Source organism: Mobiluncus sp., assembly GCF_034180645.1.
In the GTDB taxonomy this organism is placed as follows: Bacteria; Actinomycetota; Actinomycetes; order Actinomycetales; family Actinomycetaceae; genus Mobiluncus.
In genome coordinates this window covers 116,404-133,652 of the sequence record NZ_JAXFNY010000010.1, presented here as the reverse complement: position 1 = coordinate 133,652, position 17,249 = coordinate 116,404, and the positions used below count along the sequence as shown (strand labels likewise).

Annotated in this window: 13 protein-coding genes; 5 read left to right on the top strand and 8 right to left on the bottom strand. The window is 53.4% G+C overall.

Features of this window, described 5'->3' with window-relative positions; genetic code table 11:
• Positions 1-258 precede the first annotated feature (258 nt).
• Positions 259-1,845, bottom strand: a complete 1,587-nt coding sequence (gene guaA / locus SPI05_RS04540; protein WP_321076532.1) for a glutamine-hydrolyzing GMP synthase — start codon at positions 1,843-1,845, stop codon at positions 259-261.
• 176 nt (positions 1,846-2,021) lie between these two features.
• Here guaA and SPI05_RS04535 point away from each other — a divergent pair, with 176 nt between their 5' ends.
• Complete coding sequence (locus SPI05_RS04535) at positions 2,022-2,774, top strand: GntR family transcriptional regulator (RefSeq protein ID WP_321076530.1); 753 nt, start codon at positions 2,022-2,024, stop codon at positions 2,772-2,774.
• Positions 2,775-2,832: 58 nt separating this feature from the next.
• Here SPI05_RS04535 and SPI05_RS04530 read toward each other — a convergent pair whose 3' ends face one another.
• The 5 genes from SPI05_RS04530 to gnpA form a co-directional block, all read right to left on the bottom strand.
• Positions 2,833-4,323 carry a family 20 glycosylhydrolase gene (locus SPI05_RS04530; protein WP_321076528.1) on the bottom strand — a complete coding sequence of 497 codons (1,491 nt, stop codon included), beginning with the start codon at positions 4,321-4,323 and terminating at the stop codon, positions 2,833-2,835.
• A 62-nt stretch (positions 4,324-4,385) separates the two neighbouring features.
• Positions 4,386-5,354, bottom strand: a complete 969-nt coding sequence (locus SPI05_RS04525) for a carbohydrate ABC transporter permease (RefSeq protein WP_414601963.1) — start codon at positions 5,352-5,354, stop codon at positions 4,386-4,388.
• Positions 5,347-6,366 carry a sugar ABC transporter permease gene (locus tag SPI05_RS04520; protein WP_321076526.1) on the bottom strand — a complete coding sequence of 340 codons (1,020 nt, stop codon included), beginning with the start codon at positions 6,364-6,366 and terminating at the stop codon, positions 5,347-5,349. Before SPI05_RS04520 ends, SPI05_RS04525 begins: the two co-directional genes overlap by 8 nt.
• Positions 6,367-6,480: 114 nt before the next feature.
• Positions 6,481-7,803, bottom strand: a complete 1,323-nt coding sequence (locus SPI05_RS04515) for an extracellular solute-binding protein (RefSeq protein WP_321076524.1) — start codon at positions 7,801-7,803, stop codon at positions 6,481-6,483.
• Positions 7,804-7,903: 100 nt separating this feature from the next.
• Positions 7,904-10,156, bottom strand: a complete 2,253-nt coding sequence (gene gnpA / locus SPI05_RS04510; protein WP_321076522.1) for a 1,3-beta-galactosyl-N-acetylhexosamine phosphorylase — start codon at positions 10,154-10,156, stop codon at positions 7,904-7,906.
• 200 nt (positions 10,157-10,356) lie between these two features.
• Between gnpA and pta the strand changes: the two genes are divergently transcribed.
• From pta to SPI05_RS04490, 4 genes are all read left to right on the top strand, one after another.
• A complete protein-coding gene (gene pta / locus SPI05_RS04505; RefSeq protein ID WP_321076520.1) occupies positions 10,357-11,346 on the top strand; it encodes a phosphate acetyltransferase in 990 nt (329 codons plus the stop codon).
• Positions 11,347-11,404: 58 nt separating this feature from the next.
• Entirely contained in the window at positions 11,405-12,592 is a 1,188-nt protein-coding gene (locus SPI05_RS04500) for an acetate kinase (RefSeq protein WP_321076518.1), read from the top strand.
• A gap of 43 nt (positions 12,593-12,635) precedes the next feature.
• Positions 12,636-13,157, top strand: coding sequence for a MarR family winged helix-turn-helix transcriptional regulator (locus SPI05_RS04495; RefSeq protein WP_321076516.1), 522 nt, complete (start codon positions 12,636-12,638; stop codon positions 13,155-13,157).
• A gap of 79 nt (positions 13,158-13,236) precedes the next feature.
• A complete protein-coding gene (locus SPI05_RS04490) occupies positions 13,237-15,198 on the top strand; it encodes an MFS transporter (RefSeq protein WP_321076515.1) in 1,962 nt (653 codons plus the stop codon).
• An 87-nt stretch (positions 15,199-15,285) separates the two neighbouring features.
• Here SPI05_RS04490 and SPI05_RS04485 read toward each other — a convergent pair whose 3' ends face one another.
• Both SPI05_RS04485 and SPI05_RS04480 read right to left on the bottom strand, forming a co-directional pair.
• A complete protein-coding gene (locus SPI05_RS04485) occupies positions 15,286-16,839 on the bottom strand; it encodes an NAD(P)(+) transhydrogenase (Re/Si-specific) subunit beta (protein ID WP_321076513.1) in 1,554 nt (517 codons plus the stop codon).
• Positions 16,840-16,841: 2 nt separating this feature from the next.
• Entirely contained in the window at positions 16,842-17,168 is a 327-nt protein-coding gene (locus SPI05_RS04480; RefSeq protein WP_321076511.1) for an NAD(P) transhydrogenase subunit alpha, read from the bottom strand.
• Positions 17,169-17,249: the final 81 nt, after the last annotated feature.

Here is a 17,249-nt window from a genome sequence, read left to right as displayed (position 1 = left end):
GAATGGAAACTCAACTGGCCCCATACCTGCGACGATGGCCTGGAAAGCGAATATTATATCCCTTGGCGGAAAAATAAATAAGACAAGCAAAAAAACCGCCCTGCTGAATTTGTCGTTCAGCAGGGCGGTTTTGCTTGTCCTTTTGGGATTTTTCTCTTGAGAATACCGGGCGGACACAAATAGTATCAATCCAGTATCAAGAGCAGTATGGACGGGCAAAAAAGCCTGTATTCATGCGGGTTTTCGCCGTTTCGAGCGTCATTCCCACTCGATGGTTCCCGGTGGCTTGGACGTGCAGTCCAGCACCACGCGGTTGATTTCGGGAACCTGGTTGGTAATCAGGTTAGAAATCCGCGCCACCAAGTCCCAATCCAAGCGCGACCAGTCCGCGGTCATCGCGTCTTCTGAGGAAACCGGACGCAACACAATCGGGTGCCCGTAGGTACGCCCATCACCCTGCACCCCCACGGAACGCACGTCGGCGAGCAACACCACGGGACACTGCCAAATCTCCGTGTCCAGCCCGGTTGCGCTCAGCTCGTTGCGCACAATCAAGTCCGCCGCCCGCAAGATTCGCAAGCGATCCTCGGTAACCTCTCCGATGATGCGGATAGCCAAGCCCGGACCGGGGAAAGGCTGGCGGTTCACGATGACGTCAGGCAACCCCAACTCGCGACCCAAAGCACGCACTTCGTCCTTGAACAGTTTGCGCAGCGGCTCGATGAGCTCAAACTTCAAATCCTCTGGCAATCCGCCCACATTGTGATGAGACTTGATATTAGCCGTGCCGCTGCCGCCGCCAGATTCCACCACGTCAGGATACAAAGTGCCCTGGACCAGGAACTTTACTTCCCCGCCGCTGGCGCCGACCTCGGCCACAACCTCACGTTGAGCCGCCTCAAAAGACCGAATGAACTCGCGACCGATAATCTTGCGTTTCTGTTCCGGTTCGCTCACCCCCGCCAGTGCCCCCAAGAAGCGTGCGGACTCGTCGACGTACTTGACTCGAATGCCCATGTTGGCGGCATAGTCCCGCTCCACCTGTTCGCGCTCCCCCGCGCGCAGCAAACCGTGATCAACGAAAATGCAGGTCAGCTGGTCTCCGATGGCCTTATGAACCAGAGCGGCCGCCACGGAAGAATCGACCCCGCCAGACAAACCGCAGATAACTTGAGCATCACCCACGCGCTGGCGAATCTCGGCCACCTGGGTGTCGATAATGGATTGCGGTGTCCACACCGGATCTAACCCGACCAGGTCGTGCAGAAAATGTTCCAAAAGCCTCTGGCCATAGGCGCTGTGCCGAACTTCCGGATGCCACTGCACTCCATACAGGCCTCGTTCAGGATTTTCAAAGGCAGCTATCTTTGTATCATCTGTCGCCGCGATAACTTGGAAATCGCTGGGAGCTGCGGAAACTGCGTCCCCGTGACTCATCCAAACTACCTGTTCTGATGGGGTTCCTTCCATTAGCCGACTGCCCGTAACAACTTCCAAGTTGGTCCGGCCGTACTCGGAAGTTCCGGTAGGGCTAACGGTGCCCCCTAAGGCTTGTGCCATGACCTGAAACCCGTAGCAAATGCCTAGTACCGGCACATTTGCCTGAAAAACGGCTGGGTCAAAAGCGGGAACTCCCGGCGCGTAAACGGAAGACGGTCCACCTGAGAGAATGATGGCCGAAGGCTGTTTATCCAATATTTCCCGTGCGGTCAGGTTATGTCCCACAATTTCCGAGTAAACTTTCGCCTCGCGAACCCGGCGTGCGATTAGTTGGGCATATTGCGCGCCAAAGTCAACAACTAACACCGGTCCCACGGGTTTACCATCTTGCAAGTTTTCAGCCATGAGTTAATCCTAAAACATTTCCTCGCCATAAATTGACCCCCCAATTCTCAGACTATATTCAGGGATAATTCGTTGATATTTCAACGGTTTTCCCTAATGTCAGGCCAATAATTGTCGATACAATAGTATGTAGGGTCAAAGGAAGGACCTATGGCGCGAGGGAAAGGAGACCCGCCATGAGTCAGGTACCAACGTATTTCGAGGCTGATGTCCGACTGGATCGGAACTCCCCGGTTCCGCTCTACCATCAAATTGCTCAGCCCATTGAAGAATTAATCCTCTCAGGACAACTCACCCCTGGTACGCGCTTAGAAGACGAACTTTCCATGGCACGACGTCTCAACGTATCCCGCCCCACCGCGCGCCGAGCCCTGCAACAACTGGGCGACCATGGTCTGCTGGTGCGCCGCCGCGGTGTCGGAACTCAGGTGGCCCCAACCCGGGTGCATCGCCCGAACGTCCTCTCGACCATTTACGACCAGATGAAAACCGATGGACATAAGCCTTCTACCGAAGTCTTGTCTTATGGCACGTCCCCGGCCAGCCAGGAAGTCAGCGCGAAACTGGAGGTGGCTCCGGGCACTAACGTGACCACTATTCGCCGACTGCGCATGACTGACCGGCAGCCCGCCGGACTCATGTTTGACATGATTCGTTCTTCGATAGCTCCGGCTGCCACCGCCTTGGAGCGTGATTCTTTCGAAAATGTCCTAGCTGAACGCGGTGTCGTCGTGACGATGGCACGCCAAGCGGTGTCCGCCCGCAAGGCCAGCGCCCCGGAGGCTCAACTCCTGCGGATTCCTGCAGGATCAACCATGCTGAGCATTCAAAACATCTCTTATGACGAATCCGGCAAGATTGCCGCTTATGGTGAATACCTGTTCCGTGCAGACCGTTTTGCTCTCAAGAACACGCTCTTTGCGCACTAACTTCTTCGCCCCCTTCTTCGCTCTGGCATCAAACGATGCCAGAGTTGGGTTTTTATCGCTAAAGCGATACTTTCCGAAAGGTGAACGCACTATCACCCTGTAGACTGTCGAAGGGCCACTGCGCTAATCCTTCATCACTGTGAGTCAAAATTTGTCCGGTCAGGGCAGGTTTGATGCTAAAAACCTCATGCGTCTGGGAGGGGATTGAGTTGTCTTTGAGAACTGCGGAGCTGATTATCCATTTTTGAGTATTTCGACTTTCAGCGTTTTCCCACCCATCGGGCCAGCTCGCAGACATGTCAGCTGGTAGCTCCAGTGACGGTCGCGCCCCGGCTTGGGTAACCACGCCCAAATGCTTTTGCCCATATTTCAAGGTTAAGTTCTTTCCACAGGATGTATCCTCGAGGGTGCGGTATCCATCTGGCGTGCACTGGACTCGCCAAGGCCCCTTTCCCACAACGTTCAATTCAGGTATCTCATACAGACCGGGAGACACTGCGCTGTCCGCTATTGTGGGCACAGATAGGGAACTCATCCCGACGGTGCGCCAATCATGATTACGTTTCACGCCATATTTACCCAGCTCGGCCACCAGAATCAGGGAATCTTGAATTGCTTCCCAAACCTCATGCTCAGTGGCGCGAAAGGACTCATCAGGCCAGATTGAGACCCGCAAGCCCCGTTGTTTACGATCCCCACCATGCAGAACGTCTGATAGATATTGATTACCGATAAATGTGCGGGCATCCCAGTTACTTTCCCATAAGGCAGGGGCATCGACTCGATACGGTGGATGGGATCTGGACCAATACAGAACCTCGCTGTTATTAATGACATCGTGGCCTCGCTGTATAAAATCAGTTATACGCAGACCTTCATCTTTCCAGTATTCAATCAGAATGTCGTTATCTAAATGCACGACGGAAGTTTCGTGTATTCCATCGTTCCAAATTCGCAAACGTCTGCCACGCCCTTTCACAAATTGGTTAACTTCATTAACGAAAGAGTTAAAAACGTCGTATTCGCTTGCGCTTGTGCAGAAAGTTCGATGGGCATATTCCGCGAGGTACGGATAGTTAGCGAAAGAGTCGTGAATCATGTATTCATCCGCTCCCATATGCCACCAACGGCTGGGGAAGATCCGCAGGTATTCGTCAACTATCTGAAGATAAAAGTCGATTGCTTGTGGATTGGTAATATCTAGTCTTCCCTCCGGATCCACACTTCCGTCGAGACGTTTCAAGGCATATTGCGGATAGTTTTCTAACCAAATTCCCATATGTCCTGGAGCATTTACCTCGGGAACCACTTCAATCCCGAGACGTTGCGCTAATGCTAACACCTGCGATACTTGCGATGCGGTGTAATAATGCCATGTATTCGCAAGTTCCCAACACGGTGATTTGATCTTCAGTTCCCAAATTAGTGTGTTGAGTTCGAGTTGGTGCATACGTTCCAGCAAGGCTTCAATAAAATCTAAGGAAATCCCGATTTGTGAAGCGCACAAAGTTACTCCCCGTTCGGGGAACGCAAAAACTCCGTTATTCACATGACCTCTTTGAAATCCTGAATTGAAATACCCTCCAATGTCGTATCGAGAGGGGATAAAAATCAGCCTTTTACTGAACCGGCAGCGAGCCCTGACTGCCAGTACTTTTGCAGACCTAAGAACAGGATAATCAGCGGGATTACCCCGAACAGAGCACCCATCATTACGGCGCCCTTCTCTGGATTAAAGTAGCTCATCATTCCGTAAAGACCAAGAGTGACGGGTTTCAAGGTGTCCGTTGAAATCATCATCAAAGGCAGCAAGAAGTTATTCCAACAAGCCACAAAAATAAACAGGAAAATCGTCACCATCGCCGGAGCGAGGATACGCAGCACTATAGTAAAGAAAATACGCGCTTCTGAAGCCCCGTCAATTCGCGCCGCTTCGATTAATTCGGTAGGAACGGAGGTTTGAGAATAAACCCGTCCCAGAAATACCCCAAACGGAGACACACAGCACGGCACGATAATCGACGCCATCGTGTTAGAAATCCCTAAGTGCAAAAAGACAATGTACATGGGAACAGTCAACAGAGCCGCGGGCATCAGCAATCCTGCCATGATAATACCCGTAGACAGATTCTTGCCGGGGAAAGTAAACTTAGCCAAGGAATACCCTGCCATAACAGAAATAAGGGTACCGATGGCAGCTGCAGTTGTGGAATAAATCAAAGAATTCGCAACCCAACGCCAAAAGTTACCGCGAGTCCAACTCATTAACTTGTCGTAATTAACCCCTATGGCCTCTATGAGATTTTTACTCTCAGTATTCTCATCGTGCGCTGCAAACCACAATCCAAACGTGTTAGCAAGCTCAGCGTTAGTCTTTGTGGCTGAGATGATGACCCAATAGACCGGAAATATGAAATAGAGAAGCACCAGGAGTAGCATAAAGGTGGTAATCCCGCGAGAAATCATCGACGGAGCAATAGCCCGTGGCGGCACCCCTTCCTTGGACGGTATATAGTCAAACCCCTGGGGAGAATGCTCCGTCACCATATGTTCACGTTTAGATTTACTATTCTTAGTCATTGCCGCTAACCTTTCGATCCACAAAGAAGTATCCCACAGCCAATACACCAGCAATCAGAGCCATGACAATGGCCACCGCCGAGCCTGGACCGTCTCCGCTGGGAGTCAAAGTGCCCATAGTAGTGTTATATGCCATCATCATTGGCGTATAAGCCTTGCCCATCCAAGTTTGAGTCGAACTGATAACTGCTGGTTCATTGAACAGCTGTATGGTACCCACAATGGAGAGCAATACTGCCAACAACGCTGCGGGTCGCAGCAAGGGCATCTTAATTCGCGTCATGATTTGCAATCCGCTGGCTCCATCGATTCGAGCCGCCTCGGAAAGCTCGGGGGGAATAGCTTGCAGTGCTGCCAGAAAAATCAGCATGTTATATCCCGTATAGGTCCAGGTTGTCATATTTGCCATAGAGGCTAACACAACGTTGCCGCTCAGGAAGTTGATGTCGATACCCAGCGCAGCTAGACCCTTTACCAGGGGTGAAACCTCTGGATTGTACAGGTAAAGCCAAATCATTGCCGCGACTACACCGGGAATTGCGAAAGGCAGGAAATACCCCAAGCGATATATGGTGACATGCTTGACCAAGAATGAATCAAGCACCAGCGCTAAAACCAAAGCAGCAATAATCATTACTGGAACCTGGAAACACGTGTACAGAATCACCCGCCCAATTCCAAGCCAAAATTCGTGAGACGTAATGACGTATTGATAGTTTTCCAAGCCTACGAACGTGTTGGTGGATTCACCACCACCATATGCACCCCCACCGGTGGTTTTCAGCTGAAAGAAACTCGAATATATCGATACAAAAATGGGAACCAAGAACACGAGGACAAACAAGACCACGAAAGGAGCTAAGAAAGCCCACCCGGCACGGATTTGGGTCTTTGCCTGTGGGGAGGTCTTTCGTCTGTGCACCCCACCATTCCGAGGCTTATCCGACTCAGACGATTGTTCGTCTGACCTCAACAGCTGTGTTGATGTTGCGTTTTCAACTTGTTTTTCCATTCCGGTTCCCATCGTTTTGGCTCAGACACGAGTCATGGGTGCTCTCTGATACGTAGTACTCAGTGAACACCCATGACTCGAAATTTCTACACTGTTCCTTATTGAGGAAAAGCGCTACTTGTCAGAAACAGTCAAATTGAGATTGGTCAACGTAGCCTTGGCGGTATCCGCGTTCCAGGTAAAGATATCAGCCACTTTACCGGAGCCGTCCGCAGCCTTAGCAGCAACTTCAGCGTTTGCCTGTACTGCCGACCAACCAGGAATGTAGGTGAACGGCTTCATAGCACTGTTAGCTTTGGTCAGTTCCGCAAACACATCTTGACCTCCATAGAAGGCCGAAACCTTTTCAGGAGTAGTCATGGTGCCGTTGGCAGCAACCACCAAGCCCTGAGATACCAGCGCATCAATCTGTGTGTTGAACCAAGCATTGAACTTCATAGCTTCTGCCGGAGCAGCGCAACCCTTGATAACAGCCACACCGGAACCACCGTCCGGACCAGAAGCGGCAGCATCACCGAAAGCTGGCAGCTGAGCCACAGCCCACTTGCCTTCGTTGTCGGTGCCCGCCATATCATCAGCCAACAGCGGAGCTTCCCAAGCTGCCCCGATTGTGCCAATCAGGTTGCTGTTCAAAGCTGCCTTCCAAGATTCTGCATCCCAACGCTGTACCGTAGCGGTCGCCTTAGCGTCAAGCAGTTTCTGCCAGAAGTCAGCCACCTTAGCTGAACCGGCTCCAGCGGTATCGATCTTCCATGCATCGCCATCAATGGTGAACCATTGATCGCCAGCAGCTGCGCTCAACGCCGGAAGCATGTTGCCGGCCTCGTCAGTCTGGAAGTCAACAATAAACTTGCCCTTTTCGGCGGCTTTCTTTGCGGTCTCAACAAACTCGTCAGCCGTGGTCGGCACAGTCAAACCGAGTTCTTCAAAGGCAGCCTTGTTGTAAAAGTAAACCAGCGGACCGGTATCCTGAGGCAGACCAAAGTACTTGCCGTCGATGCTCATGGAATCCAGCGAACCGGCAGCAAACTGATCACGGTAGTTGCTAATTTCCCCGGAAACATCCTCTACCAGCTGCTTCACATAAACTTCAGCCAAATCTGCATAGCCAACCTGAGCCAAACACGGTGCCGTACCAGCTTTAACGTCAGTCTCCAGCTTCTTAATCAGCTCTTGAGCCTTGCCGTCAAACTTCACAGCTTCGACCTGAATATCTGGGTTATCTTTATTCCATTGGGCGACCACGTCATCGACCTTGGTCATGCCTTCCCCGTCTGGCAGACGGTGCAGATATTTAATCTTTACCGGTTCACCGGAAGCATCCGTGTTGCCCCCCTTTGCATCCCCTCCGGACGAGCACGCGGTGAGACCAGTCAGAGCTAGTGCACCAACACCCGCAAAAACCGCAGCGAAACGCAGTTTAGACGTTAATTGCATATTTAATCTACCTTCCTCGGTTATCTTGGAGCATGGTTAAGGTAACCACAGATTAATATAACCATAGTTTGTGCCCGCTTGGGTAGGGTTTCTGGAAAATTTAAACAGTTTCCCAGCGAGATGCTCGCGCCCCCAGAGTAACTTGGAGAGGATTTGCCCCCATCACCTTAACGGTTTGCTCAGTGTCAGAGTTGTTATACACGAAGACCTTGTGAACCTCAGGATAAAAGGCGACCTCTACCTCAGGCTTGTCAGCCAGGTAGTTCTCGGTAATTCGCTGTTCCCCATGACCAGCCCAATAAATCGCCCGATGCAACAATCGCGAGTTCACACTGTTATAGGGCAACCCCGCAAAGTAAACTGCTCTGCCCTGACCATATTCGTGAACACCCAAGTCAACTGAACCGTCTATAAACTGCAGGATTTCAGCACCGGTAGGAACGATACTTCCGACTCCGGGACCAATATCAAGTAAAGCTTGTTCTGGTCCAGGTTGAGGCTGAGGTTCCAGTTCAAGCACGTTAAACTCTTTCAAGCCTCGACCTCGGCTACGTTGATCCAAAGCGTCAAAGCCCTCGATGATGAAGTGAGTATCCGCTACGTTAACGTACCTGTCCGTAGACAGAGTCCACCCTACTTCCTGATCCACCCCCAGAACATCGCTCAACTGGAAGAACGTTCCACTTCCCGCCACGAAACACGCACTGGGCTGACCGACACCGATGAAACCGCCACCACCAGCAACAAACTCACGAATCCGAGCGGAAATTTCGGGTCTGGCCCAGTAATCGCCCCCCGAAAATGCTGTGTTTGCCTGACCGGCATTAATCACCACATCAACGTCATCGAGAGCTCCGCGCAACACATCGTCAAAGTTAATAAAACTCACAGCAAAGGGCAGTCCCGCCAGTGATTCCAACACGCCTTCATAGGCATAAGTTTGGAAATAGGGCTTGGCGTGCGCCACCATCGATGTCATCCACGAGCGCTTTTTACCCCAAGCGTTTAATACCGCGACTTTAATCGTGGACACCGCTGGCTTGGCTCCCCCACTCACCTCATGCAGTGAGCGGAATTCATCGGTTATTTCAGAGACTCGCTGAACAAACTTCGGGAATTTCACCGGCAGGGACAGGTAACCTCCATATCCCATTCTGTCCAAAGGATTACGCACAATAGCACGCCGAGCCTGTGACCAGCGCGCCTCTAGCTCGGGAACGGGGTCAGCTCCCTCGAAAAACACATCCGGGAAAAAGTAGGGCAGGAAACGTCCCTCGTGGTAGCGAACACCGGGAATATCCGAAATCATTCGGCAAGTCGCCGCCGAGCCAACCGAACCCACGACCGCGTCCAAACCTATGGAAGGAAAATCATCCCCGTAGGGTTCGGTTCCAATCCAATGATCTCCCAGAAACATCATGGCTTCCTTGCCGGCCTGGTGGGCTTTGTCCACCGTAATGCGCGCCCGCTCAGTGACGAATTCACCCAGGAATTCCATCCAATTGAGGAATTGCATGCGAGGCAGCCGGAAGGGCGAGTTGTAATAGCCCTGGTCAACAAAATCTTCGGGAGTTAGCTCATACCCGTATTTGGCTGCAAACTCAGCCAAGGCTGGCTTCGATACAGATCCGAGATAGCCAAACCAATCGACCATTTTTTCTTTTTCTCGATTGTTAAAGACCAAGGTGAACTGATAGAAAAAGGTCGTAAATCGCACCACATCCACATGGGGATGGTCTTTTAACCATTTATCCATGTGGGCTTGGGCATATTTCCAAGTTTCTGGGTTGCGGATATCGTAGGGCTGTTCGCGAATCCGCTGAGGATCGTCCTCCCAGTGATTCGTGATGTAGTTATACATTTGCACCGGATCCCAGTTTTGCCAAGCCAGGAAGTCTACCGTATAAACGTGCCCAACTGCAGGTTTTTCAATGCGCACCTGGGTGTCCGCTCCCTTTCCTGCCAAACTCCATTTTTCAGAAGGGAGGGTTTCCCCGGTGGTGCGATCAATCACCTGCCAGTAACGCTGGAGGTCAGCTTGAACATCCGGCTCAACCTGTTTATCCAGGTAACCATCCATGACAGAGATATGCAGCGGTTCATCGCCTAAAGCGGGGCAACGTTGACTCATCAGGAAAATTTGTGGCCTATCCTGGGGATGGGCATAAGCCCACTCATTGTCTCCGCGTCCCACGAAGTAGGTTTCGTACACCTTCGCCCCAAGTTCAGAAGTGATGGGGGGCAGCTTTGTTCCATCTGAGTTACGTACCGCGTCAGCTCCCCAAAGCTTGGCTATCTGGCGGATTTCATCATCCATTCCGTTCTCAATAGGCAGAGTCACACGACCGGACATGCGGCTTCCTTTCTGAATATGTCAGCTGGCTTGCACAGATTTTTTAAGGCTACACCCCGACACTGTTCTCTGGTCAGGTTTTCACGGATTACCGATTCAAAAGTTAAACCCCTCAGCGAAAAACGTTAGTAGGATTATCGTTAGAGTTAGCCTGATTTCATCGGGCTTTCAAAACCCTGAGAAAAGAATTGGAGCTGGACATGAGCGACTTCAAAGCCTCATTCCTCAACAAACTGGCTAAAAAAGCTGCTTTAAACCGGAAACGAATCGTGCTGCCAGAATCTGACGATGAGCGCATCTTAAAAGCTGCCGCACACATCCTCCAGAAGGGCATTGCTAACTTGGTTCTGCTGGGAGACCAGGACACCGTCCAGGCTAGAGCCTCCGCGCTCGGGTTGGATCTCTCCGCGGCCGAAATCGTCTCCCTCGACGATGCTGAAAAGCTGGCCCGCTACACCGCTAAACTGGTGGAGCTGCGCTCGCACAAGGGCATGGACGAAGCCAAGGCAAAGGAAACTTTGAAAGATATTTCTTTCTTTGGCACCATGATGATTGTCTGCGGCGACGCCGACGGAATGGTGTCTGGAGCGGCCCACACTACCGCCCACACCATTCGACCCGCACTGCAAGTCATTAAGACCCAGCCGGGAGTGAAATTGGTTTCGGGAGCTTTCCTCATGGTTTTCGATGACCACTGTGACGTGTATTCGGATTGCGCGGTCACGATTTCCCCGGACGCTGCGCAGCTGGCGGACATCGCGGTTGTTTCGGCCCAGACCGCAGCTCAGTTTGGCTTGGAACCGAAAGTTGCCATGTTGTCCTATTCCACGATTGACTCCGGCTCGGGTCCACTGGTTGACCTGGTCAGGGATGCCACCGCGAAAGCTCAGGCCGCCGCCCCGGAAGTAGCTATCGATGGTCCGCTCCAGTTCGATGCCGCGGTAGTCGAGTCAGTAGCTGCCAAAAAAGCTCCCCAATCCCCCGTTGCCGGACACGCAAACACGTTCATCTTTCCGGATCTCGATGCCGGAAACATCACCTACAAAGCAGTGCAGCGCACCAGCGGCGCGCTGGCGGTAGGACCCATCTTGCAAGGGCTAAACGCCCCGGTCAACGACTTGTCGCGCGGAGCCACCGTGGATGACATCATCAACACCATCATCATTACCGCTATCCAAGCCCAAGGTTAACCTCCCGAGGGAAGCAACCCCGCGACCGTCCTTGTGAAAAGAAGAAAGAACAATCACTATGCGCCATCAAACTATCTTTGTAATTAACTCCGGCTCTTCCTCACTGAAGTACCAGCTAATCGAACCTGTCAGCGGTGACGTCCTGGCCAAGGGCCAAGCGGAACGCATCGGCACTGACCGGGGGGAAGTTACCCACGAAGTCCATGCGGACAAGTTCAGCGAGGCTCTCCCTCTTCCGACCCACAAGGAAGCCTTGACCAGGATTATCGAGATGTTCGCGACCCACGGACCTGACTTACAGCACGTGGATTTATCCGGTTTTGGTCACCGTATCGTCCAGGGTGGCTGGCATTTCAAGGGACCGGCCATCGTGAATGATGATGTTCGCGCCAAGATTGAGGAACTGTGCGACTTGGCGCCGCTGCACAACCCCGCGCACCTCATTGGCATCGACACCGCTATGGAGCTGTGGCCTGACCTGCCACACGTGGCCGTTTTTGATACCGCCTACTTTACCGGCCTGCCCGAAAAAGCCCGTAGCTACGCCCTCAATAAGCAGGTAGCGCATGACTACCACATCCGCCGCTACGGTGCCCACGGGACTTCTCACGAATTCGTAGCCAACAAGGTCTGCGACTACCTGGGCGATGACACCGTGAAACAAATTACCCTGCATCTGGGAAATGGCGCGTCCGCCTGCGCGGAACTTGGCCGGCTACCGATGGACACCTCGATGGGGTTGACGCCCCTGGAAGGCTTGGTCATGGGCACCCGTACCGGCGACATCGACCCGGCTGTGGTGTTCCACCTGCTACGCAAAGGAATGAGCGTAGATGACATTGACACCCTGTTCAACAAGGAATCCGGTATGAAAGGCATGTGCGGAGACAACGATATGCGTGATGTCTGGAAACGCCGCGACGAGGGCGACTCCGACGCTCTGCTGGCTCTGCAGACTTATCAGCAGCGCTTGCTAAAGTACATTGGTGCCTACACTTTTGAGCTGGGCGGCTTGGACGTGCTGACTTTCACCGCCGGCATTGGTGAAAACGATGACCGCACCCGGCGGCGCTTGTGCGAAAAACTCGAGTTCATCGGGGTCAAGATTGACCGCGAACGTAACGAAAATCGTGACCGTTCCAAAGCCATCTGGCGCATCTCTAGCGATGATTCAAAAGTGCTGGTGCTGGTCGTACCCACCAACGAGGAGTTGGCGATTGCCCGCCAAGTCGTACGTCTGATTTAGCTTCTTTAGTTAAAATCGCTTAACTGTCAATATACTGAATAGCATGAGTGAGGTTGATAAGGTCGATAAGGAACGCGCGGCTCTGAGTGAACAGCTGGTTTACGAGTTCCACCGCCTGGTGTTTTCCGCCAACAATTTGATTGCCAATATCTCAGCCGACTTGGGAATGCACGGCAAGGACGGCGATGGTCTGTTGCTGATTTGGCGCTCCGAAATAGCCGGAAAGCCCCTGTCCCCCTCGGAACTCGCCGATGGTTTGCACATTACTCGCGCCGCCGCCAGCTATCTAGTGGACCGCTTGGTCAACCTGGGATACATCAGCAGGCAGACGGACCTGGAGGATCGCCGCCGGGCCGTGCTGCGCATCGCGGAATCTGGAGACATGCTGGGGCATAATTTTGTCGGTTCCGTGAACGAGGATTTCAGTGGCGTTTTTGCCAACCGTTCTAACGAGGAAATCAAGCAGTTCTCGGAAATGCTGGCGGAATTCATCGACCAGATTGATGATTCTCACCACACAAAAACCCCACAATCGGGTACCTCAGAGTCTCCAGACCCCCAGTGAAACCGACCTTTGTCGCCGTAACTATTGAAACGAGCTTAAAATTTGATTCAGTTTCTTAACTATCAATATAATTAATTTCATGACATTGACTAATACCCTCGATGAATCCGAGACTGCCGCAACACACAGCGAGGCGAAATCGCAAAATGGCAACGAAAATCCCCACGATTTAGCTTCGATTGAATACACCGCGCCAGAGCACTGGGGATTAATTCTGGCGCTGTACCTGGCAGGAATTTTCATGGGTGCCTTGGACATGGGCATCGTGAATCCGGCGCGTACCGTCATTCAAAACAGCTTGGGGGTCGACGACCAGGCAGGTGTCTGGGTCTTTACGATTTATACTCTGGCCTACGCCATCGCCATCCCCGTTATCGGCAAACTGGCCGACGTGTTGGGGCGCAAGCCAATATATGTGCTGGCTATCGCCCTGTTCGGGATCGGTTCACTGGGATGTGGACTCGCCCAAGACTTTCAATCTTTCGGCTTGCTGCTGGCCTCCCGCGTGGTGCAAGCCGTGGGCGGCGGCGGTATGATGCCGGTCGCCACCGCCGCGGCCGGTACCATCGCTCCTCCGGCAAAGCGAGGTATGGCTCTGGGCATGGTCGGCATGGTCTACGGCGTGGCCTCAGTTATCGGGGGTTCAGCCGGTTCACTGATTATGGATATTGCCGGTACCGACAACTGGCAATGGATTTTTTACATCAACGTGCCTATTGCCCTGGCCGTAGTAGTTTTGGGGGCGCTGTTCTTAGACCACGAACGCACCGAAGAGGGCCGCCGCTTAGACATACCTGGCACCGTCTTAATCGTGGTCACCATCACCGCCCTCTTGTGGATGTTCCAGCACTTGGATTTCACAGATATCAGCAATTCCTTCCAAGATGCCAACGTCCGTGTTTCCCTGCTGATTTTTGCGATTTCAGGCGTAGTGTTCTGGGTTACCGAGCATCGAGTCCACGACCCCTTAATCAACTTTGATTATTTCGCGAATATCCCGGTCGGGGTCACTTTGCTCCTCGGCATGGTGGCTGGCACCTTGATGATGACCGTCATGTTCATTCCCCAGTTTGCTGAAAACTCTATGCGCATGGCTACCGGCGATGGGGGGTATCCCACAATCATCATCGGTCTAGCTTCTGGACTTGGAGCACCAATATCTGGACGACTGACTGACCAGCGCGGCCCGCGAGCGGTACTTGGTCTGGGAGTCACTATTTGTGCTTTATCCGGTTTATTGCTGATTTTCTGGGCCTCTCCGCATCCTGGAATCATCTCCACTTCCGTATCCATCTTTTTTATGGGCTTCGGGCTGGGATTCCTGATGGGCGCACCCCTGACCTACCTGATTTTGCACCTGGTGCCCAGCCGTGACGCGAACACAGGTCAGGCAACTCTGTCTTTGACCCGGTCCTTGGCTACCACCCTAGCTCCGGCTATCATGGTCGGGCTACTCGCCACCGCTATGGGCGGCCTGTCCGGGAAGGTCATGGAAGTCATGCCAAAACCGGATATGTCCGCCATGTCCGCCGCTATGCCCGCAGCCCCCGGCGGAATGTCAACTGCTGGGGATCAAGACTCTGGCATGGGCCAAATGCTTTCCGGGAACACCGGCAATGGTTCTCAGCCCTCTGTCCCGTCCCAGGACACAATTGACCCCGGATTTTCCATGGCCAATGTACCTGGCGAGTTGATGAACCGCCTCAAGAGCGCGGACGTCACCAACATTGTGGAGCGGTCCAAGGAACTGGCAAACTACACGTTCGACGAGCAAGGCAACACCATGAAGGAACAGATGGGCTTTGTGCCGCCAGCCCTGGAGCAAGCTCGCCAGGATTACCTTAAGGACATCGATGCTCACGCGGACACTATCGAATCTACGTTCCAGCTGGAGCTCAATAAGGGATTTATCCGCTTGTTCTGGTTCTATACCATAGTGTCGCTGTTCGGCGTGCTTTTGCTGTTTGGGGTTCCTTCCAAAAAGACTCTCGACGCTCACATTATGAAGACCGCACAGTCCGCAGCGGAAAACTCAATCTAGAACTGCAAACCAGCCGGGCGCCCCGAATCCTCGGAGCGCCCGGTTTTTGGCTCGTCATACTCGCGGAATCCGGCTCAAATTCAGGAACTAATACAACTCAAGTGCAGGCGGCGCCCCAATTGCGTCCAGCCGTGCCCCCAAGGTTTCCTTAGCGTCGCCTTGGAAAATCAGCACCCGGTCCGGTTCGGTCTCAGCCCGGGCATACAGCGGGTTTTCCACCCCGGCATAGCCCGGTTTCAGATCGAAGTTAAAGATGGCCACGTGGGCGCAGTCCCCCACGTTCAGCACGGGCATCCCGTAGATTGGGGTTCCTTCAGCGGTATTGGCCGCCGGGTTCATCACATCGTTAGCCCCAACGACTACGGTCAAATCCGCGGTCGCGAAATCATCGTTGATGTCCTTCATTTCCCGCAGCTTTTCGTAGTCCACGTCAACTTCGGCCAGCAGTACATTCATGTGTCCGGGCATCCGGCCCGCCACCGGGTGAATTGCGAAGTCCACGTTCTTTCCGGCCTTTTCCAGGTAGTCCAACAGGCGTTTGACCTGGGCTTGGGCTTGAGACAGAGCCATGCCGTAGCCGGGCACCAGGATGACGCGCTGGGCATTCTCTACCCAGTCGGAGAAGGCAGCTTCAGGGTCTACGGCAGGCGCTGCAGGTGCAGGTGCGCTGGCAGAAGCGGTGTCGCTAGTGTCGGGCTTGCTCTCACCAGCCGATTCGTCCGGTTTTTCCGATTCAGCTTCAGTTGACGTTGTGGGAGTGTCGGCGGCAGCAGCGGTGCTGACGGAAGTCTTGCCCAGCAAAATATCCATGAGGTGGCGGTTCATCGCCCGGCACATGATCTGGGTCAACAGCAGACCGGAAGCCCCCACGATGGCTCCGATAGCCACCAACAGCAGATCAGAGATGGCCAAGCCGGCGATGGCTCCCGCCACCCCGGACAGGGAGTTCAGCAGGGAAATTGTGATGGGCATGTCGGCTCCGCCCACCCGCACCGCCAGCAGGTAGCCAAACAGGTTGGCGGCCACAATCTGGACGATGAGCAACACCGTTTGCGCCACACCCGGACTGCTGAACGGTGGAAAAACGTAAGCCAGAGCGGCACCCAGGCTGACGACCAGGCTCAGACCCACCCACACGGAGTGCGCGGGAAGCACCTTGGGGTGCTGATCCAGGATTTGATGCAGTTTACCTGCCGCAATCAGGGAGCCAAAGAAGGTAGCACCACCAACAGCAACCGCTAAACCAGCCGTGAACTGGGCAAAAGCATTGTTATCAGCATGCCCGGTCAAGGCTAGGGCTCCGGCGAGCATCGAGGCCATGCCGCCCAATCCGTTGAGCAGAGCCACGGTTTGCGGCATCCGAATCATCTTGGTCTTACGCCAGATGATGACCCCGAATAACGCCCCGACCAGCATCGCTATGTAAAGTTCGACAGCGCTGAGGATTCCGAAGTTCCACAGTGTCGCCACGATAGCCAAAGCCATCGCCAAAGCGCCCAGAAGGTTGCCGCGCACCGCCGTCTGCACCCTTGACAACATGTTTAATCCGACCAGTACCAGTATCACCAGCACTACCGAGACGGCATAGTAGAGGAGACTATTCGGGCCTTGCGCCCCCACCAGATTCAAGGTGTTATACATGACTACTCCCCCTCTCCAGCCTGAGTGCCCCCACCGGCGATGGGCTTGTGTTTCTTATCGAACATCCGCAGCATCCGGTCAGTGACCCCAAACCCGCCGACAATATTCACCATCGCCAGCGCGACCGCCAGCAAGCCCAGCGCTTTTGACCCCAGACTCACCGCTAACGCGGCCGCACTCAGACACCCCAGCACGGTCACGCCGGAAAAGGCGTTCATCCCGCTCATCAACGGGGTGTGCAAAAGGCTGGGAACATGGCTGATGATTTTATAGCCGACCAGGGTAAACACCACCAGCACGACCAATAACACGCCTTGGAAGGGAGTCATCGATTTTCTCCTTGGGTTACGGTTTTGTTAGGAATTTCATAAAAATATTGCCAAGCGGGGGTGGCGAATATATCCGCCACC

Coding starts and splice junctions, on each gene's coding strand:
- gnpA (WP_321076522.1), bottom strand. CDS start 10,156: ATGTCCGGTCGTGTGACTCTGCCTATTGAGAACGGAATGGATGATGAA.
- SPI05_RS04500 (WP_321076518.1), top strand. CDS start 11,405: ATGCGCCATCAAACTATCTTTGTAATTAACTCCGGCTCTTCCTCACTG.
- guaA (WP_321076532.1), bottom strand. CDS start 1,845: ATGGCTGAAAACTTGCAAGATGGTAAACCCGTGGGACCGGTGTTAGTT.
- SPI05_RS04535 (WP_321076530.1), top strand. CDS start 2,022: ATGAGTCAGGTACCAACGTATTTCGAGGCTGATGTCCGACTGGATCGG.
- SPI05_RS04525 (WP_414601963.1), bottom strand. CDS start 5,354: ATGACTAAGAATAGTAAATCTAAACGTGAACATATGGTGACGGAGCAT.
- SPI05_RS04490 (WP_321076515.1), top strand. CDS start 13,237: ATGACATTGACTAATACCCTCGATGAATCCGAGACTGCCGCAACACAC.
- SPI05_RS04520 (WP_321076526.1), bottom strand. CDS start 6,366: ATGGAAAAACAAGTTGAAAACGCAACATCAACACAGCTGTTGAGGTCA.
- SPI05_RS04515 (WP_321076524.1), bottom strand. CDS start 7,803: ATGCAATTAACGTCTAAACTGCGTTTCGCTGCGGTTTTTGCGGGTGTT.
- SPI05_RS04485 (WP_321076513.1), bottom strand. CDS start 16,839: ATGTATAACACCTTGAATCTGGTGGGGGCGCAAGGCCCGAATAGTCTC.
- pta (WP_321076520.1), top strand. CDS start 10,357: ATGAGCGACTTCAAAGCCTCATTCCTCAACAAACTGGCTAAAAAAGCT.
- SPI05_RS04480 (WP_321076511.1), bottom strand. CDS start 17,168: ATGACTCCCTTCCAAGGCGTGTTATTGGTCGTGCTGGTGGTGTTTACC.
- SPI05_RS04495 (WP_321076516.1), top strand. CDS start 12,636: ATGAGTGAGGTTGATAAGGTCGATAAGGAACGCGCGGCTCTGAGTGAA.